This is a genomic window from Pseudomonas paraversuta (genome assembly GCF_904063065.1).
GTDB lineage: Bacteria > Pseudomonadota > Gammaproteobacteria > Pseudomonadales > Pseudomonadaceae > Aquipseudomonas > Aquipseudomonas paraversuta.
Genome location: NZ_CAJFCL010000001.1, coordinates 412,301 through 436,384 on the forward strand (window position 1 = coordinate 412,301; position 24,084 = coordinate 436,384).

18 protein-coding genes are annotated in these 24,084 nt (G+C 59.9%); 13 read left to right on the top strand and 5 right to left on the bottom strand.

The window, feature by feature from the left end:
* Positions 1-55 precede the first annotated feature (55 nt).
* Positions 56-799 (bottom strand): 30S ribosomal protein S2, encoded by a 744-nt coding sequence (gene rpsB, locus JQ845_RS01910; protein WP_003440422.1) that lies wholly within the window; start codon positions 797-799, stop codon positions 56-58.
* A gap of 291 nt (positions 800-1,090) precedes the next feature.
* On the opposite strand from rpsB, the gene map reads away from it, so the two are divergent.
* The 3 genes from map (at position 1,091) to dapC (ending at position 5,950) form a co-directional block, all read left to right on the top strand.
* Entirely contained in the window at positions 1,091-1,954 is an 864-nt protein-coding gene (gene map / locus JQ845_RS01915) for a type I methionyl aminopeptidase (RefSeq protein WP_083912784.1), read from the top strand.
* A gap of 67 nt (positions 1,955-2,021) precedes the next feature.
* Positions 2,022-4,724, top strand: coding sequence for a [protein-PII] uridylyltransferase (locus JQ845_RS01920; protein WP_010655964.1), 2,703 nt, complete (start codon positions 2,022-2,024; stop codon positions 4,722-4,724).
* Positions 4,725-4,750: 26 nt separating this feature from the next.
* Positions 4,751-5,950: a succinyldiaminopimelate transaminase gene (gene dapC / locus JQ845_RS01925; RefSeq protein ID WP_003440410.1), complete on the top strand. Its 1,200-nt coding sequence runs from the start codon at positions 4,751-4,753 to the stop codon at positions 5,948-5,950.
* Between the two features lie 77 nt (positions 5,951-6,027).
* Here the strand turns inward: dapC and JQ845_RS01930 are convergent, their stop codons facing one another.
* On the bottom strand, positions 6,028-7,671 hold the full coding sequence (locus tag JQ845_RS01930) for a Na+/H+ antiporter (RefSeq protein ID WP_003440407.1): 1,644 nt from the start codon (positions 7,669-7,671) through the stop codon (positions 6,028-6,030).
* A gap of 229 nt (positions 7,672-7,900) precedes the next feature.
* Between JQ845_RS01930 and JQ845_RS01935 the strand changes: the two genes are divergently transcribed.
* From JQ845_RS01935 to JQ845_RS01950, 4 genes are read left to right on the top strand one after another with little or no spacing between them, the layout of a single operon-like run.
* Complete coding sequence (locus tag JQ845_RS01935; RefSeq protein ID WP_127196014.1) at positions 7,901-8,263, top strand: ArsC family reductase; 363 nt, start codon at positions 7,901-7,903, stop codon at positions 8,261-8,263.
* A 36-nt stretch (positions 8,264-8,299) separates the two neighbouring features.
* A complete protein-coding gene (gene dapD, locus JQ845_RS01940) occupies positions 8,300-9,334 on the top strand; it encodes a 2,3,4,5-tetrahydropyridine-2,6-dicarboxylate N-succinyltransferase (protein ID WP_003440400.1) in 1,035 nt (344 codons plus the stop codon).
* Positions 9,335-9,393: 59 nt separating this feature from the next.
* Positions 9,394-10,599, top strand: coding sequence for a cysteine desulfurase (locus JQ845_RS01945; RefSeq protein ID WP_127196015.1), 1,206 nt, complete (start codon positions 9,394-9,396; stop codon positions 10,597-10,599).
* A complete protein-coding gene (locus tag JQ845_RS01950; protein WP_003440394.1) occupies positions 10,596-11,000 on the top strand; it encodes a SufE family protein in 405 nt (134 codons plus the stop codon). The genes JQ845_RS01945 and JQ845_RS01950 overlap by 4 nt, the downstream gene beginning before the upstream one ends.
* A 176-nt stretch (positions 11,001-11,176) precedes the next feature.
* Here the strand turns inward: JQ845_RS01950 and tcdA are convergent, their stop codons facing one another.
* Positions 11,177-11,986 (bottom strand): tRNA cyclic N6-threonylcarbamoyladenosine(37) synthase TcdA, encoded by an 810-nt coding sequence (gene tcdA / locus JQ845_RS01955; RefSeq protein ID WP_003440391.1) that lies wholly within the window; start codon positions 11,984-11,986, stop codon positions 11,177-11,179.
* Between the two features lie 275 nt (positions 11,987-12,261).
* Here tcdA and JQ845_RS01960 point away from each other — a divergent pair, with 275 nt between their 5' ends.
* The 4 genes from JQ845_RS01960 (at position 12,262) to JQ845_RS01975 (ending at position 17,373) form a co-directional block, all read left to right on the top strand.
* Entirely contained in the window at positions 12,262-14,853 is a 2,592-nt protein-coding gene (locus tag JQ845_RS01960; RefSeq protein ID WP_003440388.1) for a glycosyltransferase, read from the top strand.
* Positions 14,854-14,951: 98 nt separating this feature from the next.
* Entirely contained in the window at positions 14,952-16,103 is a 1,152-nt protein-coding gene (dapE, locus tag JQ845_RS01965; RefSeq protein WP_003440376.1) for a succinyl-diaminopimelate desuccinylase, read from the top strand.
* Entirely contained in the window at positions 16,103-16,912 is an 810-nt protein-coding gene (locus JQ845_RS01970; RefSeq protein ID WP_010655967.1) for a putative RNA methyltransferase, read from the top strand. Before dapE ends, JQ845_RS01970 begins: the two co-directional genes overlap by 1 nt.
* An 80-nt stretch (positions 16,913-16,992) precedes the next feature.
* Positions 16,993-17,373, top strand: a complete 381-nt coding sequence (locus tag JQ845_RS01975) for a hypothetical protein (RefSeq protein ID WP_003440371.1) — start codon at positions 16,993-16,995, stop codon at positions 17,371-17,373.
* Between the two features lie 110 nt (positions 17,374-17,483).
* Here the strand turns inward: JQ845_RS01975 and JQ845_RS01980 are convergent, their stop codons facing one another.
* Positions 17,484-17,693: a cold shock domain-containing protein gene (locus JQ845_RS01980; RefSeq protein ID WP_003440369.1), complete on the bottom strand. Its 210-nt coding sequence runs from the start codon at positions 17,691-17,693 to the stop codon at positions 17,484-17,486.
* Positions 17,694-17,933: 240 nt separating this feature from the next.
* Between JQ845_RS01980 and plsB the strand changes: the two genes are divergently transcribed.
* Entirely contained in the window at positions 17,934-20,447 is a 2,514-nt protein-coding gene (gene plsB, locus JQ845_RS01985) for a glycerol-3-phosphate 1-O-acyltransferase PlsB (protein ID WP_010655969.1), read from the top strand.
* 86 nt (positions 20,448-20,533) lie between these two features.
* Complete coding sequence (locus tag JQ845_RS01990) at positions 20,534-20,935, top strand: YbaY family lipoprotein (RefSeq protein ID WP_003440366.1); 402 nt, start codon at positions 20,534-20,536, stop codon at positions 20,933-20,935.
* 88 nt (positions 20,936-21,023) lie between these two features.
* On the opposite strand, the gene JQ845_RS01995 is transcribed toward JQ845_RS01990, so the two are convergent.
* A complete protein-coding gene (locus tag JQ845_RS01995; RefSeq protein WP_203008062.1) occupies positions 21,024-24,083 on the bottom strand; it encodes an efflux RND transporter permease subunit in 3,060 nt (1,019 codons plus the stop codon).
* Between the last annotated feature and the right edge of the window lies 1 nt (position 24,084).

The window sequence follows — 24,084 nt, forward strand, 5'->3', positions numbered from 1 at the left end:
AAAAGGGGGCCAAGCCCCCTTTTTGCGTACTGAGTAAACGCTAGGCGTTAATTACTCAGCCTTCAACTACCGCTGCAGCCGGAGCTTCTTCGACGAAAACGTCGGTGCCGCCAGCAACGTGGTTACGGCCTTTGATCACAGCATCAGCCATCGCACCCATGTACAGCTGGATAGCGCGGATTGCGTCATCGTTACCCGGGATGATGTAGTCAACACCTTCTGGGCTGCTGTTGGTATCGACAACGCCGATAACCGGGATACCCAACTTGTTAGCTTCGGTGATCGCGATACGCTCGTGATCAACGTCGATAACGAACAGTGCGTCTGGCAGACCGCCCATGTCCTTGATACCACCCAGGCTACGATCCAGCTTTTCCAGATCGCGAGTACGCATCAGCGCCTCTTTCTTGGTCAGCTTGGCGAAAGTACCGTCTTCGGCCTGGATTTCAAGGTCACGCAGACGCTTGATGGAAGCACGGATGGTTTTGAAGTTGGTGAGCATGCCGCCCAACCAGCGGTGATCAACGTACGGCGAACCGCAACGGGTTGCTTCTTCAGCAACGATCTTGCCAGCGGAACGCTTTGTGCCGACGAACAGAATCTTGTTTTTGCCCTGGGCCAGACGCTCTACGAAAGTCAAAGCTTCGTTGAACATTGGCAGGGTTTTTTCAAGGTTGATGATGTGGATCTTGTTACGCGCGCCAAAGATGTATTTACCCATCTTCGGGTTCCAGTAACGGGTTTGGTGACCGAAGTGCACACCGGCCTTCAGCATATCGCGCATGTTGACTTGGGACATGGTAGTTCCTTAGTAAGTCGGGTTAGGCCTCCACGTATCCCAACGACCAACCAGCAGCTTCGAGCTGAAGGCACCCAGGTCATCGTGTCGATACGTGTGTGGGTTTGTGCTTAGCGGGCTATACCCGGAAAGCGGCGCATTTTATACCACAAGATGCGCAAAAAACGAAACACGGAATCAGACTTTCTTCCTCGCCCTTTTGCGCAGGGTCTGGAATAGAGCCAGAATGCCCCATTCTATTAAGAGAAGCGATGGCGAGAGGCCCATGATTATCGCCGACCGTCTGTTAGAATCGCATTTTTATGGCGGTGTGCAGCAGCAAAGCACCCCCGCAATCCTGATGATGAGCGCCAACGCGCGAAGAGAGCCCGAATGACCGTCACCCTCAAAACCCCCGAGGACATCGCAAAAATGCGTATCGCCGGCAAACTGGCCGCCGAAGTCCTGGAAATGATTGCCGAGCACGTCAAGCCCGGCGTTACCACCGAAGAGCTGGACCGCATCTGCCATGACTATATTGTCAACGTGCAGCAGGCCATCCCCGCTCCGCTCAACTACAAAGGCTTTCCGAAGTCCATCTGCACCTCGATCAACCATGTGGTGTGCCACGGCATCCCGGGCGACAAGGTGCTGAAAGACGGTGACACCCTGAATATCGACGTTACCGTCATCAAGGACGGTTACCACGGCGATACCAGCCGCATGTTCCACGTCGGCAAGGTACCGGTCTGGGCCGAGCGCCTGTCGCAAGTGACCCAGGAATGCATGTACAAGGCCATCGAAATCGTCAAACCGGGCTGCCGCCTGGGCGACATCGGCGAAGTGATCCAGAAGCACGCTGAAAAGAACGGCTTCTCGGTAGTTCGCGAGTTCTGCGGCCACGGCATCGGCAAGGTCTTCCACGAAGAGCCGCAAATCCTGCACTACGGTCGCGCCGGCACCGGCATGGAACTCAAAGCAGGCATGACCTTCACCATCGAGCCGATGATCAACCAGGGCAAAGCCGATACCAAGGTTCTGGGTGATGGCTGGACCGCAATCACCAAGGACCGCAAGCTGTCAGCGCAGTGGGAACACACCCTGCTGGTGACCGAGACGGGCTACGAGATCTTCACCCTGCGCAGCGATGACACCATCCCTCGCGTTTCGGCCTGATACCTCAAGCAGTCTCTATATAGATTCTCCCTATATAAAAGCTTTACAGCGATAGGAAAGCCAATCGATGCCGCAGGTGGATCCCGAACTTTTTGACCGCGGCCAGTTCCAGGCCGAACTGGCGTTGAAGGCAAGCCCCATTGCCGCTTTCAAAAAGGCCATCCGCCAGGCACGAGAGGCTCTGGACGAACGCTTTCGCAGTGGCCGCGACATTCGACGCCTGATCGAAGATCGCGCCTGGTTCGTCGACAATATCCTGCAACAGGCGTGGGATCAGTTCAGCTGGAGCAACCAGGCCGATATCGCCCTGGTTGCCGTCGGCGGCTATGGCCGTGGCGAACTGCACCCCTACTCCGACATCGATTTGCTGATCCTGCTGGACAACGCCGATCACGAAATTTTCCGCGACTCCATCGAACGCTTTCTGACCCTGCTCTGGGACATCGGTCTCGAAGTTGGCCAGAGCGTGCGCTCGGTGGACGAATGCGCCGAGCAGGCCCGCGCCGACCTGACCATCATCACCAACCTGATGGAAAGCCGTACCGTGGCCGGCCCTGAGCGCCTGCGCCAGCGCATGCTGGACGTCACCAGTACCGCCCACATGTGGCCCAGCAAGGATTTCTTTCTGGCCAAGCGTGCCGAGCAGAAAGCTCGTCACCACAAATACAACGACACGGAATACAACCTGGAGCCCAACGTCAAAGGCTCACCGGGCGGCCTGCGCGATATCCAGACCATTTTGTGGGTGGCCCGACGTCAGTACGGCACCCTCAATCTGCGCGCCCTGGCGGGTGAAGGTTTCCTGGTCGAGAGCGAGCACGCCCTGCTGGCATCCTCGCAAGAGTTCCTGTGGAAAGTCCGCTACGCCCTGCACATGCTCGCCGGCCGCGCTGAAGACCGCCTGCTGTTTGATCATCAACGCAGCATCGCCGAGTTGCTCGGCTTTACTGGCGAAGATACCAAACAGACCATCGAAAACTTCATGCAGCAGTACTACCGGGTGGTCATGAGCATCGCCCAGCTCAGCGACCTGATCATCCAGCACTTCGAAGAAGTGATTCTGGCACCCGACGACGCCGCGCCGCCTGCCCCGCTGAACTCGCGCTTCCAGCTGCACGATGGCTACATCGAGGCCACCAGCGACCATGTGTTCAAACGCACGCCGTTTGCCATGCTCGAAATTTTCCTGCTGATGGCCCAGCACCCCGAGATCAAGGGCGTGCGGGCCGATACCATTCGTCTGTTGCGCGAACACCGCTACCTGATCGACGACGACTTCCGTAAAGACATCCGCAACACCAGCCTGTTTATCGAGCTGTTCAAGTGCAAGATCGGCATCCATCGCAACCTGCGCCGGATGAACCGCTACGGCATTCTCGGACGCTACCTGCCCGAATTCGGCTTTATCGTCGGGCAAATGCAGCACGACCTGTTCCACATCTATACCGTCGATGCCCACACCCTGAACCTGATCAAGCATCTGCGTAAATTGCAGTACACCCAGGTGTCAGAGAAATTCCCGCTGGCCAGCAAGCTGATGGCCAAGCTGCCCAAGCCTGAACTGATTTACCTGGCCGGGCTGTATCACGATATCGGCAAAGGCCGGCATGGCGACCACTCCGAGATTGGCGCGGTAGATGCCGAGGCGTTCTGCATCCGCCATCAGTTGCCGCAGTGGGATACACGCCTGATCGTGTGGCTGGTGCAAAATCACCTGGTAATGTCGACCACCGCCCAGCGCAAGGATCTGTCCGACCCCCAGGTCATCCATGACTTCGCCCAGATCGTGGGCGACGAAACCCGTCTCGACTACCTGTACGTCCTGACCGTGGCCGATATCAATGCCACCAACCCGACCCTGTGGAACTCGTGGCGCGCCAGCCTGTTGCGCCAGCTTTACACCGAAACCAAGCGCGCACTGCGTCGCGGCCTGGAAAACCCGGTTGATCGCGAAGAGCAGATCCGCCAGACCCAGAGTGCCGCGCTGGACATATTGGTGCGCAACGGCAACGACCAGGACGACGTGGAACAACTCTGGTCCCAGCTTGGCGACGACTACTTCCTGCGCCATACCTCGGCCGATGTGGCCCTGCACACCGAGGCCATCCTGCAACAACCGGCCGATGGCGGCCCGCTGGTACTGATCAAGGAAACCACCCAGCGCGAGTTCGAAGGCGGCACCCAGATTTTCATCTACGCGCCCGACCAGCATGACTTCTTTGCCGTAACCGTGGCCGCGATGGATCAGCTCAACCTGAACATCCATGACGCGCGAATCATCACCTCCAGCAGCAAGTTCACCCTCGATACCTACATCGTGCTCGACAACGACGGCGAAACGATCGGCAATAACCCGGCCCGCGTCGAGAGAATCCGCAAGGGCCTGACTGAAGCGCTGCGCAACCCCGATGACTACCCCAACATCATCCAGCGCCGGGTTCCCCGCCAGCTCAAGCATTTTGCTTTCCCGCCCCAGGTGACGATTCACAATGACGCGCAGCGCCCGGTGACCGTACTGGAACTCAGCGCACCCGACCGGCCCGGCCTGCTGGCCCGTATCGGGATGATTTTTCTGGAGTTCGACCTGTCGTTGCAGAACGCCAAAATTGCCACCCTGGGCGAGCGCGTCGAAGACGTGTTTTTCGTTACTGACGAAAACAATCAGCCGCTGTCCGATCCGCAGCTGTGCATGCGTTTGCAGGAAGCCATCGTTGAACAGCTGACCGTCGACAAAGACTCAACCCCTGAACCGTGGCGCCTGAGCATTTAAGCGCCGCCGAGCGAGACCCGCATCCAATGAACAACGCTCTAAACCAGCTTCAGCCTTATCCGTTCGAAAAACTGCGCGCCCTGCTTGGCAGCGTGCAGCCCAACACCGACAAACGCCCGATTGCGTTGTCCATTGGCGAACCCAAACACCGCTCGCCGGATTTCGTGGCCAAGGCCCTGGCCGACAACCTGGACCAGATGGCGGTCTACCCGACCACCCTCGGCATCCCGGCCCTGCGCGAAGCCATTGGCGGCTGGGCCGAGCGACGTTTCCAGGTGCCAAAAGGCTGGCTCGACCCGGCGCGCAACATCCTGCCGGTCAACGGTACCCGTGAAGCGCTGTTTGCCTTCACCCAGACCGTGGTCAACCGTGGCGACGACGCGCTGGTGATCAGCCCGAACCCGTTCTACCAGATCTACGAAGGCGCAGCGTTCCTCGCCGGCGCCAAACCGCACTACCTGCCGTGCCTGGCAGAACATGGCTTCAACCCGGACTTCGACGCCGTAGCGGCCGAGACCTGGGACAACTGCCAGATCCTGTTCCTGTGCTCACCGGGCAACCCGACGGGCGCGCTGATCCCCCTCGACACCCTGAAAAAACTGATCGCCCTGGCTGACAAACATGACTTCGTGATTGCCGCCGACGAGTGCTACAGCGAACTGTACTTCGACGAGCAGACACCGCCCGTCGGCCTGCTGAGCGCCTGCGTAGACCTGGGTCGTGAAGATTTCAAACGCTGCGTGGTATTCCACAGCCTGTCCAAGCGCTCCAACCTGCCAGGCCTGCGCTCGGGTTTCGTGGCCGGTGACGCCGAGATCCTCAAGGCGTTTTTGCTGTATCGCACCTACCACGGCTGCGCCATGCCGGTTCAAACCCAGCTGGCCAGCATTGCGGCCTGGAACGACGAAGCCCACGTGCGCACCAACCGCGACCTGTATCGCGAGAAGTTCGATGCGGTGCTGGAAATCCTGGGCCCGGTCCTCGACGTACAGCGCCCGGACGGCGGCTTTTACCTGTGGCCCAAAGTTGAAGGGGATGACGCAGACTTTTGCCGCGACCTGTTCGCCGAAGAACAGGTGACTGTGGTCCCGGGCTCGTACCTGTCCCGCGAAGTCGACGGCTTCAACCCCGGCGCCGGCCGCGTGCGCATGGCACTGGTAGCGCCGCTGGCAGAATGCGTAGAAGCCGCAGAACGGATTCGCGAGTTCATTCTGCGCCGCAAATAACCTCCAGACCTGCAGCAGCGAGCTTGCCCCGCGATCTTTAAAGATCATGAGGCGAGCTCGCTGCTGCAGATGTCGGGCTACTTCACGGTTCCCAGGTTGGCCTCGCTCAAGTCCAGATCCCGCAGGACTTCACTGAGTACGTCATCACCGATTTCATGGTGGCGACGCAAGCTGTACAGCTCCAGCCGCTGCGCCCTGAGCGCCTTGAGCCGCAAACGGCTTTCCAGATGGTCCATCTGCGACGCCAGCGCCTGAGCTTCCGCCGAGTCATTGAACACCTCAAGCTGATGCCGGTACTCGGACATGATCCGCGCCTTCAATTCAGCCGCCAATGCCGCCAGCGCAGCATCCTGCTTCTCGGGCTCGACCACCTCTTCAGCCTCCAGCGCATGAATCGCCGCTTCCGCCGTGCGCCGCCACGCTTCGCGCACTTCAGCCCGCATGGCATCGTCCTGACTCTTGGGGATACCGCGCAACAACAGGGGCAAGGCAATGCAGGCCACGATCAACGACAGCAAAATCACCCCGGCGGCAATGAAGATCAACAGTTCGCGCTCCGGAAAATCCAGGCCTTCGCTGATCAACAGCGGCACCGACATCACGCCCGCCAGCGTCACGGCCCCACGCACCCCGCCCACCGTCAGCAACCAGCAGGAACGTGCAGTCGGCACCATGGTCAACTCGCCCTTGCCGCGCCAGCGGCGCAACAGGCCGGACAAGCGCCAGATGCTCTGCACCCAGATAAAACGCAACGCCAACAGCACCAGAAAGATCACCACTACATCCAGGCAGCGATACATCAGGGTCGGCCACAGTGTGGGCTCCAGTCTGACGACGGCTTTGATGATGTCCGGCAACTGCAGGCCCAACAGCAAGAAAATCAGGCCATTGAAGGCAAATTCCAGCAGCGACCACACGCTGCGGTTCAGTAACCGGGTACTGGTTTGCCGCGGCAACAAATCCAGCCAGCTCTGCATCATCCCCGCCGCTACCGCCGACAAAATACCCGAAGCCCCCAGACGCTCGGCCAGTACATAAGCGGCAAACGGCAGCAGAAGCATGAACACCACATGCGTGGCCGGATCATCCCAGCCCCGCGTGATCATCCACGAGCGCATGCGCCCTACAACCCAGCTCAATGCCACACCTATCGCCAGGCCGCCACAAGCCACCAGCAAAAAAGTCACGCTGGCATTGGCCAGGGAAAAAACCCCGGTGATGGCTGCCGCCAGGGCGAACTTGAAGGTCACCAGGCCGGTCGCGTCATTCATCAACGCCTCGCCCTGCAACATATGCATCAGGGGTGCCGGCAGCCGGTTTTGGGCAATGGCCGATACCGCCACCGCATCCGTCGGCGACAGTACGGCGGCCAGGGCAAACGCAACGGGTAGAGGAATGCTCGGTAATAGCCAATGAATGAAGTAGCCGGCCCCCACGACAGTGAACAGCACCAAGCCGACGGCCAGCGTCAGAATGGGCCCCCGCAGGCGCCAGAATTCGCGCTTTGGCATGCGCCAACCGTCCGAGAACAACAACGGCGGCAAAAACAAAAAGAGAAATAACTCGGGGTTCAGCGCCACGTGCAAGCCCAGGGTTGGCCACGCCAGCACTGCACCGGCAGCAATCTGCACCAGGGGCAGAGGCAGCGGAATCACGCGCCCCAATAAACGCGAGACCCCCACCAGCATCAGCAAGATGAGGACGGTATAGGCAGTTTGCATATCAACAGGATTCCCGAACAATAAGCCTTAAAACATATGAGGCAACAATTTCCCCATTGCGTACCATAGTAGCCTTTAAGCCCGGGCTCTGACCGCTGAACAAAAGTCGCAATGCGACGACCTGTCACACGTACATGCCAAGCTTGCACCCGGCCGAGCCCAAGGCCGCTGCTCATGGCATAATCCGCCACCGATCATTTCCCGGCGTATTCAAAGGAGGGGCAATCCAGTGACCGATTCGAACAAGACGTTGCACCTTTTCGGCATCAAGGCCTGCGACACCATGAAGAAGGCTCGCACCTGGCTGGATGAGCATGCCGTGCGCTACGACTTCCACGATTACAAAGCCAGCGGTATTGACCGCGAGCACCTGACCCAATGGTGCAACGAGCACGGCTGGCAAGTGGTACTCAATCGCGCCGGTACAACCTTTCGCAAACTCGACGACGAACGCAAAGCCGATCTCGACCAGGCGAAAGCCATTGAACTGATGCTTGCCCAACCCTCGATGATCAAGCGCCCGGTGCTCGATCTCGGAGACAAAACCCTGATTGGCTTCAAGCCAGATCTTTATGCGGCGGCCCTTCTTTAAAGCCCGCCCATTTATTTATGTTCAAGAGGTAATTGCATGTCTACTACCCTATTCAGCGCGGCCTTTGGTGTTGGTACCCAGAATCGTCAAGGCGCATGGCTGGAAGTGTTTTACGCCCAACCGTTGCTTAACCCGTCGGCCGAGCTGATCGCAGCCATCGCCCCGATCCTGGGCTACACCGGCGGCAACCAGGCAATCACCTTCAGCACCGCGCAAGCTGCACAAATGGCTGAAATCGCCAAACCGATCGACACCGCCCAGGCCGCCCTGCTGACCCGTCTGGCTGAAAGCCACAAGCCGCTGGTCGCCACCCTGCTGGCCGAAGATGCAGCCCTGACCTCCACCCCCGAGGCCTACCTCAAGCTGCACCTGCTGTCCCATCGCCTGGTCAAGCCCCACGGCCTGAGCCTGGCTGGCGTGTTCCCGCTGCTGCCGAACGTGGCATGGACCAGCCAGGGTGCCATCGACCTGGGCGAACTGGCCGAGCGTCAGCTCGAAGCCCGCCTGCGTGGCGAGTTGCTGGAAGTGTTCTCGGTCGACAAGTTCCCGAAAATGACCGACTACGTGGTTCCGGCCGGCGTGCGTATCGCTGACAGCGCGCGGATCCGTCTGGGCGCCTACATCGGCGAAGGCACCACCGTGATGCACGAAGGTTTCGTCAACTTCAACGCAGGCACCGAAGGCCCGGGCATGATCGAAGGCCGCGTCTCGGCGGGCGTATTCGTCGGCAAGGGCTCGGACCTGGGCGGCGGCTGCTCCACCATGGGCACCCTGTCGGGCGGCGGCAACATCGTGATCAAGGTTGGCGAAGGCTGCCTGATCGGCGCCAACGCCGGTATCGGTATCCCGCTGGGCGACCGCAACACCGTTGAGTCCGGCCTTTATGTAACCGCCGGCACCAAGGTCGCGCTGCTGGACGAGAACAACCAGCTGGTCAAAGTGGTCAAGGCCCGTGACCTGGCCGGTCAGCCAGACCTGTTGTTCCGCCGCAACTCGGAAACCGGCGCTGTGGAATGCAAAACCCACAAGTCGGCCATCGAGCTGAACGAAGCACTGCACGCTCACAACTAAGCGTCTGTCTGCCACTGACGGGGCCAGCCTCTGGTCCCGTCAACAGAGCCCTGAACACCATGCTTTTGCCTTCCCCCTGGCGCGCTGACTTCCCTGCCATCGCCGCCATGCAACGTCAGGACCAGACCTATCTGGACAACGCTGCAACTACACAAAAACCCCAGGCCCTGCTCGACGCACTGCAGCATTACTACGCCAATGGCGCAGCCAATGTGCACCGCGCCCAGCATCTGCCGGGGGCCCATGCGACCCAGGCGTTTGAAAACACCCGTAAGAAAGTGACGCAATGGCTCAACGCCAGCGACTGCGGGCAAATTGTTTTCACCCACGGCGCCACCTCGGCGCTGAACCTTCTGGCCTATGGGCTGGAACACCAATTTACCCAGGGCGACGAGATCGTTATCAGCGCCCTGGAACACCATGCCAACCTGCTGCCGTGGCAACAGCTTGCCAAGCGTAAAAAACTGACTCTGGTGGTACTGCCGCTGGATGCCGACGGCGTGATCGACCTCGATGCCGCCGCCCGCCTGATCACCCCCCGCACCCGCCTGCTGGCCGTCAGCCAGTTATCCAATGTGCTCGGTGTATGGCAGCCGTTACCTGAGCTGCTGGCTCTGGCTAAGGCGCAAAATGCGCTGACCGTGGTTGATGGCGCCCAGGGCATCGTCCATGGCCGGCATGACGTGAACGCGCTGGGCTGCGACTTTTACGTTTTCTCCAGCCACAAACTGTACGGCCCGGACGGGCTGGGCGTGCTGTTTGGCCGCCACGCCGCGCTGGCCCGCCTGCAGCACTGGCAGTTCGGTGGCGAGATGGTGCAAGACGCTGACTACCAGAGCGCAACCTTTCGCCCGGCACCGCTGGGCTTTGAAGCCGGTACTCCGCCGATTGCCAGCGTGATCGGTCTGGGCGCAACCCTCAGCTATCTGTCCACTCTGGATCAAGCAGCCGTCGAAGCCCACGAAGCCGCATTGCACAGCCTGCTGATCGACGGCTTGACGCAACGCCAGGGGGTTCGCCTGCTGGGTTCGCCACAGCTGGCGCTGGTGAGCTTTGTGGTTGACGGCGTGCACAATGCCGACCTGGCACATCTGCTGACTGAGCAAGGCATCGCTGTGCGGGCCGGTCATCACTGTGCCATGCCGCTGCTCAAAAGCTTCGGTCTGGCCGGAGCTATCCGCGTGTCGCTGGCGCTGTACAACGACTCCGACGATCTACAGCGTTTTTTCGAGGCGCTGGACCAGGCGCTGGAGTTGCTGCAATGACCCTGCCCGCCGATGCACAGGCCGCCCTCGACAGTTTTGAACACTGCACAGGCTGGGAACAACGCGCGCGCTTGCTGATGCAATGGGGGCAACGCCTGCCCGAGCTTGACCTGGCAGACAAAAACGAAGCCAACCGCGTGCATGGCTGCGAAAGTCAGGTGTGGTTGCTGGGTGAGCTGCGCGACGGTCACTGGCAGTTTGCAGCCAGTAGCGATGCACGATTGATCCGCGGGCTGGTCGCCCTATTGCTGGCACGGGTCAATGGCTTGTCCGGCGAACAGCTGCAACAGGTGGATTTGCCCGAGTGGTTCAACCAGCTGGGCTTGAGCCGGCAGCTGTCACCGTCGCGCAGTAATGGGCTGAATGCCGTATTGCAGCGGATGCGCGAGCTGGCAGGCTAAACCCCATCGCTGGCAAGCCAGCTCCCACAGGGCATTAGCGCCTACAAAACAGTGTGGGAGCTGGCAGGCTAAACCCCCATCGCTGGCAAGCCAGCTCCCACGGGGCATTAGCGCCTACAAAAACAGTGTGGGAGCTGGCTTGCCAGCGATGGCTTCGGGGCGATTAACGGGGCCGATCAGGCAGGCTTCACCCGCTCCGAGGGCCGCCGCACGCCCGCCACGATCTTGTCCACGGCCTTGGTTGCCGCGACCATGCCAAAAGTGGCCGTCACCATCATCACCGCGCCAAATCCACCGGCGCAATCAAGCTTGACCCCGTCACCCACAAAGCTTTTCTGCAGGCAAATGCTGCCGTCAGGCTTCGGATAGCGCAGCTGCTCGGTGGAAAATACGCAAGGCACGCTGTAATGACGGGTCATGGTGCGCGAGAAGCCATAATCGCGGCGCAAGGTCGAACGCACTTTTGAAGCCAGCGGATCATTGAAGGTGCGGTTCAAATCGCAGACCTGGATCAGCGTCGGGTCAATCTGCCCCCCCGCACCACCGGTAGTGATAATCTGGATCTTGCGCCGCTTGCACCAGGCAATCAGCGCTGCCTTGGCATTCACGCTATCGATACAGTCAATCACGCAATCGATATCGGGGGTGATGTATTCGGCCATGGTTTCGCGAGTCACGAAGTCAGCCACTGCATGCACCTTGCAGTCAGGATTGATCTGACGCAGACGCTCGGCCATCACTTCCACCTTGTCTCGACCAATGGTCGTGCTCAAGGCGTGTAACTGGCGATTGCTGTTGCTGACGCACACGTCATCCAGATCAAACAGCGAGATTTCACCTACGCCACAACGGGCGATGGCTTCTGCCGCCCACGACCCGACACCGCCCACACCGACGATTGCTACATGGGCCGCGCGCAGCCGCTCCAGGCCTTCTATGCCATATAACCGGGCTACACCGGCAAACCGTGGATCTTCTGTACTCATGACCATCACCCTGAAACCGGCGCGCATTATAGGGGCATGACCCGGGGTTTTGTATCTTTCCTGGAGGCTGCGCGACCAAGCCTGCTTTAATACCTGGAGGTACAACGAGGCAAGAGCTGCAAATAATAATGCAAGAACTTAAATCGGCCGCCGCTGCCAAACGCCGGACCTGATTCCGTGCGCTGTACGGTAGGTCAGAGCGCGGTGTAGGATGCGCGCCGCTTGGTAACTGCCGAACGATCTTCGTTCCACTCCCTTTGGAACCCGAAATAGTTATGTCATCGCGTAAATTTGGACTCAACCTGGTGGTGGTGCTGGCCATCGCCGCCCTGTTCACCGGCTTCTGGGCGCTGATCAATCGCCCGGTTTCTGCGCCTAACTGGCCCGAGCAAATCTCGGGCTTTTCCTACTCGCCGTTTCAGCAAGGCCAGTACCCGCAGAAAGACCAGTACCCGACCGACGACGAAATGCGTCGCGATCTGGAAATCATCAGCAAGCTGACCGACAACATCCGGACTTACTCGGTCGACGGCACCCTGGGAGATATTCCCAAGTTGGCGGAAGAGTTCGGCTTGCGGGTCACCATCGGGATCTGGATCAGTCCGGACCTTGAGCGCAATGAGCGCGAAATCCAGAAAGCCATCGAACTGGCCAATAACTCGCGCAGCGTAGTGCGGGTTGTGGTGGGTAACGAAGCCCTGTTCCGTGAAGAGATCACCCCGGAAGACTTGATCGTGTTGCTGGACCGGGTGCGGGCAGCCGTCAAGGTGCCGGTCACCACCTCCGAGCAGTGGCATATCTGGGAGAAATACCCGCAACTGGCCAAGCACGTTGACCTGATCGCTGCGCACATTTTGCCGTACTGGGAATTTATCCCCGTGGACAAGGCCGGCGAGTTCGTCCTGGACCGTGCCCGCGACCTGAAAAAAATGTTCCCGAAAAAACCGCTGCTGCTCTCGGAGGTTGGCTGGCCGAGCAACGGCCGCATGCGCGGTGGCGCCGATGCGACCCCGGCCGACCAGGCCATTTACCTGCGCACATTGGTCAATACGCTTAACCGTCGCGGCTACAACTACTTTGTGATCGAAGCCTTCGACCAACCCTGGAAAGCCAGTGACGAAGGCTCGGTAGGCGCGTACTGGGGCGTGTACAACGCCGCGCGCCAGCAAAAATTCAACTTTGAAGGCCCGGTAGTGGCTATCCCGCAGTGGCGGGTACTGGCCATTGGCTCAGTAGTCATGGGCCTGCTGTCGCTGGCCTTGCTGCTGATCGACGGTTCCGCCCTGCGTCAGCGTGGCCGCACTTTCCTGACCTTCACCGCGTTCCTGTGCGGGTCGGTGCTGGTGTGGATCGGTTACGACTACAGCCAGCAATACAGCACCTGGTTCAGTCTGACCGTAGGCATCCTGCTCGGGCTCGGTGCGTTCGGGGTGTTTATCGTACTGCTGACCGAGGCCCATGAACTGGCCGAGGCCGTATGGATTCGCAAGCGGCGGCGCGAGTTTCTGCCGGTTGAACACGAGGACGCCTACCGGCCAAAAGTGTCGATCCACGTGCCGTGCTACAACGAGCCGCCAGAGATGGTCAAACAGACCCTCGATGCACTGGCGAACCTCGACTACCCGGACTTCGAAGTGTTGATTATCGACAACAACACCAAGGATCCGGCGGTCTGGGAGCCGGTGCGCGACTACTGTGCAACCCTTGGCCCGCGCTTCAAGTTCTTCCATGTTGCCCCGCTGGCCGGCTTCAAGGGCGGCGCGCTGAACTATCTGATCCCGCACACCGCGCCGGATGCCGAAGTGATTGCCGTGATCGACTCCGATTACTGTGTCGATCGCAACTGGCTCAAGCACATGGTGCCGCACTTTGCCGATCCGAAAATCGCCATCGTGCAGTCGCCCCAGGACTACCGTGATCAGAACGAAAGCACCTTCAAGAAGCTCTGCTACTCGGAGTACAAGGGCTTCTTCCATATCGGCATGGTCACCCGCAATGACCGCGACGCGATCATTCAGCACGGCACCATGACCATGACCCGGCGTTCCGTGCTCGAGGAGCTTGGCTGGGCAGACTGGTGTATCTGTGAAGATGCCGAATTGGGTCTGCGCGTGTTCGAAAAAGGCTATTCCGCTGCCTATTCCCACAATAGCTACGGCAAAGGGCTGATGCCCGACACCTTTATCGACTTCAAGAAACAGCGCTTCCGCTGGGCCTACGGTGCGATTCAGATTATCAAGCGTCACGCCTCCAGCCTGCTGCGCGGCAAAGATACGCAATTGACCCGTGGCCAGCGTTATCACTTCCTCGCGGGCTGGTTGCCGTGGGTAGCCGACGGCATGAACATCTTCTTCACCGTGGGCGCCCTGCTGTGGTCGGCGGCGATGATCATTGTGCCGACGCGGGTTGATCCGCCGCTGCTGATTTTCGCCATCCCGCCATTGGCCCTGTTTGTGTTCAAGGTAGGCAAGATCATCTTCCTGTACCGCCGCGCCGTGGGGGTCAACCTCAAGGACGCGTTTGCCGCGGCCCTGGCAGGTCTGGCCCTGTCCCATACCATCGCCAAAGCGGTGCTGTACGGATTTTTCACCACCAGCATTCCGTTCTTCCGCACCCCGAAAAACGCCGACAATCACGGATTCTGGGTCGCCATCTCGGAAGCCCGTGAAGAGGTGTTCATCATGCTGCTGCTCTGGGGCGCGGCACTGGGGATCTTCCTGGTCCAGGGCCTGCCGAGCAACGACATGCGTTTCTGGGTGGTCATGCTGCTGGTGCAGTCGCTGCCGTATCTGGCGGCGCTGATCATGGCCTTCTTGTCTTCACTGCCCAAACCGGTGGAAGCGCCAGAAGAGCACCCGGCCGTATAAATTGACTGCAACCACTAAACGGCGGCCTCTGGTCGCCGTTTTGCTTTAAGATAACCGCCCTTTTGTGCCCTGCCACGCTCAGCTTCGGAGTCCACCCCATGACGGCCCACGCCGACCTTTCGCCGACCCTGCAACTTGCCTGCGATTTGATCCGTCGCCCTTCAGTGACCCCGATCGATGCCGATTGCCAGAAGCTGATGATGCAGCGCCTGGGTGATGCCGGCTTCAAGCTGGAACCCATGCGCATCGAAGACGTAGACAACTTCTGGGCCACCCACGGTAAAAACGAAGGCCCGGTGCTGTGCTTCGCTGGCCATACCGATGTGGTACCCACCGGCCCGGTGCAGGCCTGGCAAAACGACCCATTCGACGCCTTGATCGATGAGCACGGCATGCTCTGCGGCCGTGGCGCTGCCGACATGAAAGGCAGTCTTGCTTCCATGCTGGTTGCCGCCGAACGCTTCGTCGCCGACTACCCGGACCACAAGGGTTCGGTGGCGTTTCTGATCACCAGTGACGAAGAAGGCCCGGCCCATCACGGCACCAAAGCCGTGATCGAGCGTTTCAAGGCCCGCAATGAGCGTCTGGACTGGTGCATCGTCGGTGAGCCGTCGAGCACCACTCTGGTGGGCGACGTGGTTAAAAACGGCCGTCGCGGCTCCCTGGGTGCCAAACTCACCGTGCGCGGGGTACAGGGTCACGTGGCCTACCCGCACCTGGCCAAAAACCCGATTCACCTGGCCGTGCCCGCACTGACCGAACTGGCCGCCGAGCATTGGGATAACGGCAACGCCTTCTTCCCGCCAACCAGCTTCCAGATCTCCAACCTGAACTCCGGCACCGGCGCCACCAACGTGATTCCCGGCGATCTGGTGGCGGTGTTCAACTTCCGGTTCTCCACCGAGTCCACTGTTGAAGGGCTGCAAAAGCGTGTCGCAGACATCCTCGACAAGCACGGCCTGGACTGGCACATCGATTGGGCGCTGTCCGGCCTGCCGTTCCTGACCGAGCCGGGCGCACTGCTGGATGCGGTGTCGTCGAGCATCAAACAGGTGACCGGCCGCGAAACCAAAGCCTCCACCAGCGGCGGCACCTCGGACGGACGCTTCATCGCGACCCTGGGTACCCAAGTGGTTGAACTGGGCCCGGTCAACGCGACCATCCACCAGGTCAACGAGCGGGTTCTGGCCAGCGATCTCGACGTGCTGACCGAAATCTACTACCAGACCCTGATCAGGTTGCTTGCCTGATGCTTGCCTGCCCTATCTGTTCGCAACCCCTCAGCGCAGTCGACAATGGCGTGGCCTGCCCTACGGGCCATCGCTTTGACCGCGCCCGTCAGGGTTACCTGAACCTGTTGCCCGTGCAGCACAAAAACAGCCGCGACCCTGGCGACAACCAGGCCATGGTTGAAGCCCGTCGCGATTTCCTCAACGCGGGTCACTACGCGCCTGTGGCCAAGCGACTGGCTGAACTGGCCGCCGAACGCGCCCCCCAGCGCTGGCTCGACATCGGTTGCGGCGAGGGTTACTACACCGCGCAAATCGCCGAGGCGCTGCCCAACGCCGACGGCTACGCGCTGGACATCTCCCGCGAAGCCGTCAAGCGTGCCTGCAAGCGCAACCCGCACCTGACCTGGTTGATCGCCAGCATGGCCCGGGTGCCACTGGCCGATGCCAGCTGCCAGTTTCTGGCCAGCGTGTTCAGCCCGCTGGACTGGCTGGAAGCCAAACGCCTGCTCAGCCCCGGCGGCGGCCTGATGCGCGTAGGCCCGACCCGCGGGCACCTGATGGAGCTGCGTGAACGGCTGTACGACGAAGTACGCGACTACGCTGACGACAAACACCTGGCGCTGGTGCCTGAAGGCATGCAGTTGCAGCACAGTGAAACCCTGGAGTTCGTGCTCAGCCTGAGTGAACCCAAGGACCGCGCCAACCTGCTGGCCATGACCCCCCATGGCTGGCGTGCCAGTGCCGAACGTCGGGCCCAGGTCATCGACCACCCGCAGCCTTTAGTGGTCACTGTGTCGATGCGCTACGATTACTTCATTCTTCAATAACCCACTTTACGGCCAGGGGCAGCCGCCCCTGGCCCGACTAATCCGCGAATGGATTTTTCAGATACGCAGTGAGGACATCCATGCGCCAGCCCGATATTGAGATTTACCTGAAAGAAGCCAAAGCCGGTCATGAACACGTCGTTACATGGCTTAGCGAGGCCCTGGGCCCCTGCACTCCCTGGGTGAAGAAAGGCCAGGTGTGGAAATGCACCGCCGGCGACATACCTGTGACCTGGATGCCAAATGCCGTCGGCAAATGGAACAGCCTGTTTCTGGACAGCGATAAAACCCCGTGGGATGACGACATTGCCTGCGCCCAGGCCGCTTTCAAAGCGCTGAACGTCGAAGTGCGTTGCGCACCGGGCACGTGGGAAGAGGAACAGGGCGAAGCTGACGCTGATCGCTGGATTCGTATCAGCGAAGACGGTCAGGAAGAAATCACCTGGAAAACCGGGGCCTGAAGTGAAACATGTAGCCGCTGACGCAGGCTGCGACGGGGTGCGCATCACCCCTGCTGTTTGAAGGGCCGGGGGCCCTTATCGCAGCCTGCGACAGCGGCTACAGGGCCTGCCTACAACCCCACCACATCCTCAGCCTGCAAGCCCTTGTCACCCTTGACCTGGGTGTATTCGACCTGCTGTCCCTCGGCCAGGGAACGATGCCCCTCGCCGCGAATGGCACGGTAATGCACGAACACATCGGCACCATCGGCACACTGAATAAAGCCGTAGCCTTTGGCGTCGTTGAACCACTTCACACTGCCTGTTACGCGCGTACTCATGAATCATTCCCCCTTTTTATTATTGATCGGGCTCTACCATCAGCCCTTTGAGAACTTTCGCTCGAACCTGGTTTTTGCAGACTGGGTCTTGTGCAGCATGGCGAAAGACCCCCGAGTATAAGTCAGCAAAAAAAACACTCAATCAATATTAGTTCGCTGCTTTTTTGCCGATTTTCCAGAGATACGGCACACTACCGGCACGAGTAAACACTCGTTTTAATCCACTAACGCAGAAGCCGTATGACCCGCTCCCCATTCCGTCGTCTTGTATTTGGCGCGCTGCGTCGCTTGCTGTACCTGTGGGTGCGCTCGGAAACGATCAATCAGTCGTCCTTGACACTGAATCTGGATCGCAGCCGGCCGGTGTTCTACGTGCTGCAATCGCCCTCACTGACCGAACTGGCAGTGGTCGACGCCGAGTGCACCAAGGCCGGCTTGCCGCGCCCCGTGCTGCCGGTCGCCGTTGGCAGCATGATCGAGCCCGAAGCGTTCTTTTACCTGACCCCCGAGCCCGACTGGCTGGGACGTCAGGACAAGCGCGGCGCCCCTCCTGCGCTGACCCGCCTGGTAGACGCCTTGACCCTCAACCCGGGCGAGGACGCGCAAATCATCCCGGTCAGCGTGTTCTGGGGCCAGTCCCCCGACAGCGAGTCCAGCCCCTGGAAACTGCTGTTTGCCGACAGCTGGGCAGTCACCGGGCGCCTGCGCCGCTTGCTGCGCATTCTTATTTTGGGGCGCAAGACCCGCGTGCAGTTTTCCGCGCCGATTCATTTGCGCGAACTGATTGACCACAACAAGGGCCATGAGCGCACGGTACGCATGGCCCAGCGCATTTTGCGGGTGCACTTTCGCAACCTCAAAACCGCCACCATCGGCCCCGACCTGTCCCACCGCCGCAACCTGGTCAAAGGTCTGATCAAGGAGCCGGCCGTACGCCAGGCGATTGTGGATGAAGCCGAGCGCGAGAATATCTCTGCGGACAAAGCCAAAGCCCTGGCGCTGCGCTACGCCAACGAAATCGCTTCGGATTACACCTACACGGCAATCCGTTTTTTTGAAGTGATACTGAGCTGGTTCTGGAACAAGATTTACGACGGGGTCAAAATCCACAACATCGAGGGCGTGCAGAACGTGGCCCAGGGCCATGAAATCGTCTATGTGCCATGCCACCGTAGCCATATCGATTATCTGCTGCTGTCTTATCTGCTGTTTCGCAACGGCCTGACTCCGCCGCACATTGCTGCCGGGATCAATCTCAATATGCCGCTGATGGGGCGCTTGCTGCGCCGTGGCGGGGCTTTTTTCATGCGCCGCACGTTCAAGGGCAACCCGCTGTACACCTCGGTGTTCAACGAATACATGCATACCCTGTTCACCAAAGGCTTCCCGGTGGAGTATTTCGTCGAAGGCGGCCGCTCGCGCACCGGGCGCATGCTGCAACCGAAAACCGGCATGCTGGCCATCACCGTCCGCAGCTTCCTGCGCTCATCGCGCATGCCGATCGTCTTTGTACCTGTGTACATCGGTTACGAGCGGGTGCTGGAGGGCCGCACCTACCTCGGAGAGCTGCGCGGGGCGAGCAAGAAAAAAGAATCGGTATTCGATATTTTCAAAGTCATCGGCGCACTCAAGAAACAGAAGTTTGGCCAGGTGGCGGTCAACTTCGGCGAGCCGATCAAACTCGCCGAGTTTCTCGATGGGGAACAACCGGGCTGGCGCCAGCAGGAACTGGCTCCGTCGTACCGGCCTGAGTGGTTGCACGGGGCTACTAACCGGCTGGGGGAGAAAGTCGCCCGGCACCTGAACGAAGCCGCAGCCATCAACCCCGTCAACCTGGTGGCGCTGGTGCTCCTGTCCACCAGCAAACTGGCGCTGGATGACCGGGCCATGGCCCGCGTGCTGGACCTGTATCTGGCCCTGCTGCGCCGCGTCCCCTATTCACCCCACACCACCGTGCCTGAAGGTGACGGTCAGGCACTGATCGAACACGTGAAAAGCATGGACCTGCTCTCCGAGCAGAGCGATGCACTGGGCAAGGTCCTGTATCTGGATGAGCAAAACGCCGTCCTGATGACTTACTACCGCAACAACGTGCTGCATATCTTTGCCCTGCCGGCGTTGCTGGCCAGCTTCTTCCAGAGCAGCTCGCGCATGACCCGCGAGCAAATCCTGCGTTACACCCACGCCCTGTATCCGTACCTGCAATCGGAACTGTTTATCCGCTGGTCCGAGGATGAGCTGGACGCCGTGGTGGATCAGTGGCTGGAGGCGTTTGTCGAACAGGGTTTGCTGCGCTTTGAAAACGCTGTGTACCTGCGCCCGGCCCCGAGCTCGCGGCATTTTGTGCTGCTGACGCTACTGTCCAGGAGCATTGCGCAAACCCTGCAGCGCTTCTACATGGCCATCTCGTTGCTGCTCAACAGCGGCCAGAACACCTTGAGCGCCGAAGAGCTGGAAGACCTGTGCACCATGATGGCCCAGCGCCTGTCGATCCTGCATGGCCTCAATGCCCCGGAGTTCTTCGACAAGAGCCTGTTCCGCCACTTTATCCAGAGCTTGCTCGAAGAAGACGTCTTGCGTCGCGACGCCAACGGCAAGTTGAGCTATCACGAGCTGCTTGGCGAACTGGCCGAAGGCGCGGCCAAACGCGTGCTGCCCGCCGAGATCCGCCTGTCGATCCGTCAGGTGGCCTTGCACCGCAGCGAAGACCCGGCAGATCAAGCGCCGCTGTCTTTGGAAAAACCGCTTAAATAAGCAAAAGCGCCTGCCAGATTGAACATTTGTCTGGCAGGCGCCCTCTCAACGCATGGCGTTAATGCCTGCCCTATGGAGCCTCCCGCATGAAAAAAGTCCTTTTACTCAGCCTGACTGCCCTGCTCGGAGCCTGCAGCTCTATGACACCTGCCCCGCAAGCCGCTCTCGATGGCGAAGTGTTTTACCTGCAACGTATCGCCCTGCCGCCTGGCGCCACCCTTGAAGTGAGCCTGCAGGATGTGTCACTGGCCGACGCTCCGGCAGTCACCCTGGCCAAACAAAGCGGCCCGGTCAAAGGCCAGGTTCCGCTGCCTTTCCACCTGAGCTATGACCCGGCTGAAGTCAAACCGGGCCACACCTATGCAGTCAGTGCACGGATTGAAGATAACGGTCAGTTGTTGTTCATCACCACTGAGCGCAACAGCGTCGACCTGAATGCCAAAACCCAGCAACCGATTCGCCTGCGGGTTGATCAGGTTCAACAATAAACAGCGCATGATCCTGTAGGGGCTGGAGTTGCCTGCATCGCCGGCAAGCCAGCCCCCACTTCAACAATGCCCCCACCTCAGGCCAGGGTTAAACCTTCTTCACCCTGAACCACGCCGCATACAGCGCCGGCAAGAACAGCAGAGTCAGGGCCGTCGCCACTATCAGCCCGCCCATGATCGCTACCGCCATCGGCCCGAAGAACACGCTACGGGACAGCGGGATCATCGCCAGCACCGCGGCAAGGGCAGTCAGCACAATCGGCCGGAACCGGCGTACCGTCGCTTCGATAATCGCCTGCCAGGGGTCCATCCCTGCGGCTTTGTCCTGTTCGATCTGGTCCACCAGGATCACCGAATTGCGCATGATCATCCCGGACAGGGCAATGGTGCCCAGCATCGCAACAAAGCCGAAAGGTTTGCCGAACACCAGCAAGAACAGGGTCACCCCGATCAACCCCAGCGGCGCGGTCAAAAACACCATCACCATGCGCGAGAAGCTGCGCAGCTGCACCATCAACAGGGTCAGCACCACCACGATAAACAACGGTACACCGGCTTTCACCGAGTCCTGCCCACGGCTGGAGTCTTCAACCGTGCCGCCCACTTCCAGCAGGTAACCGTCCGGCAGCTCTGCCCGCACATCCTGCAATGTCGGCAGAATCTGCTGCACCAGCGTGGCCGGTTGTTCCTTGCCATAAATATCGGCGCGCACGGTCACGGTCGGCAGGCGGTTGCGGTGCCAGATAATGCCTTCTTCAAAGCCATATTCCAGGGTCGCGATTTGCGACAGGGCGACACTCTGACCATTGTCGGTCGGTACCGCCAGGCTCGGCAGCAACGACAGTTCGGTGCGCTCATGGGGGGTGCCGCGCAACAGGATTTCGATCAACTCGTTGTCTTCCCGGTACTGGCTGACGGAGGAGCCCAGCAAGGTGCTCTGCAGGAAGTGCGACAGGTTCGCCGTACTTACGCCCAAAGCCCGCGCCCGGTCCTGGTCGACATTGAGGTACACCACTTTGCTCGGTTCCTCCCAGTCCAGGTGAACATTGACCACGTGGGGATTCTCCCGAACCCTGGCCGCTACCTTGCGCGCCAGGGCCCGTACCTCTTCTATATGCTCGCCAGTCACCCGAAGCTGCACCGGGTATCCAACCGGCGGGCCTGTTTCAAGACGGGTAACCCGCGAGCGAACCCCCGGAAACTGTTGATCAAGGGTCTCGATCAACCAGGTGCGCAGGGTTTCACGCTCCTCGATGCTCTTGGCCAGCACCACGAACTGGGCGAAGCTGGCCGCCGGCAACTGCTGATCCAGTGGCAAGTAAAAACGTGGCGAACCGGTCCCCACGTAAGCCACATAGTTGGCAATCCCGGGGTGATCCTTGAGCAAGCTTTCCAGATGTTTGACTTGCTCGTTGGTGTTGCTCAGCGAGACACCTTCTGCCTGTTTCAAATCGACCATCAATTCCAGGCGGCTCGAAGCCGGGAAAAACTGCTGCGGAACGAACCGGAACAGCACCACCGACCCTAAAAACAACAGCACCGTCAGTACTATCACGGTCTTGCGCCGACGCACACACCACTCCACCAGCCGTCGTACCCGTTGATAAAACGGGGTGCCGTAGGGGTCGGGCGTCGCGTTGCCGTGTTTGGCCCTATGGATCTTCGCCAGATCCGGCAGCAGCAATGCCCCCAGATACGGCACGAACACCACCGCGGCAATCCAGGATGCCAGCAGCGCAATGGTCACCACCTGGAAGATCGAGCGGGTGTACTCACCGGTGCTCGACTGCGCCATGGCAATCGGCAGAAAACCCGCTGCTGTAATCAGGGTGCCGGTCAACATCGGGAACGCGGTGCTGGTCCAGGCAAAACTCGCCGCCTTGAGCCGGTCGTAGCCCTGCTCCATTTTGATCGCCATCATTTCCACAGCGATGATCGCGTCATCCACCAACAGCCCCAGCGCCAGCACCAGCGCACCCAGGGAGATTTTGTGCAGGCCTATGCCCAGGTAGTACATGGCGGCAAATGTCATCGCCAACACCAGCGGGATCGTCAGCGCCACCACCAGGCCGGTGCGCACCCCAAGCGAGAAGAAGCTCACCAGCAACACGATTGCCAGTGCTTCCACCAGCACCTGGACGAATTCACCGACGCTGCTTTTCACCGCCGCCGGTTGATCCGACACCTTGCTCAGTTGCATCCCGGCGGGGAGGTTTTTCTGGAGTCGTTCGAACTCTGTTTCCAGCGCCTTGCCCAGTACCAGAATATCGCCGCCGTCTTTCATCGCCACGGCCAGGCCAATGGCATCCTGCCCCATGAAGCGCATGCGCGGTGCCGGAGGATCATTAAAGCCGCGATGTACGTCCGCCACATCACTGATCCGCAAGGTGCGCTCCCCCACCCGGATCGGGAACCCCTCGATCTGTTCAACGGTTTTGAAATTGCCGCTCACGCGCAATTGAACACGCTCGGTCGGGGTCTCGAAAAAACCGGCGGTAGAGACTGCGTTCTGCTCCTTGAGGGCTTGTTGCACAGTCGCCAGCGGCAGGCCCAGAGTGGCGAGCTTGAGGTTGGAGAGTTCGATCCAGATTTTCTCGTCCTGCAGCCCCAGCAGCTCGACCTTGCCCACATCCTTGACCCGTTGCAGCTGGATCTGGATGCGGTCGGCGTAGTCTTTAAGCACCCCGTAGTCGAAGCCTTCGCCACTCAGGCTGTAGATATTGCCGAAAGTAGTGCCGAACTCATCGTTGAAAAATGGTCCCTGAATATCCGGCGGCAGGTTCTGGCGAATGTCGCTGATTTTTTTTCGGACCTGATACCACAGTTCCGGAATCCGCGCCGAAGGCATTGAGTCACGGGCCATGAAGGTCACTTGTGACTCGCCAGGTCGCGAGAACGAAACAATCCGCTCGTAATCCCCGGTTTCCATCAGCTTCTTTTCGATGCGCTCGGTCACCTGGCGCGAGACTTCCTCGGCGCTGGCACCCGGCCACAACGTGCGAATCACCATGGCCTTGAAGGTGAACGGCGGATCTTCACTTTGCCCTAACTTGGTGTAGGAAAGCCCACCGACGATAGCGAGTAACAACATCAGAAAAAGTACGATTTGACGATTGCGCAACGCCCAGGCGGAAAGGTTGAAACCCATC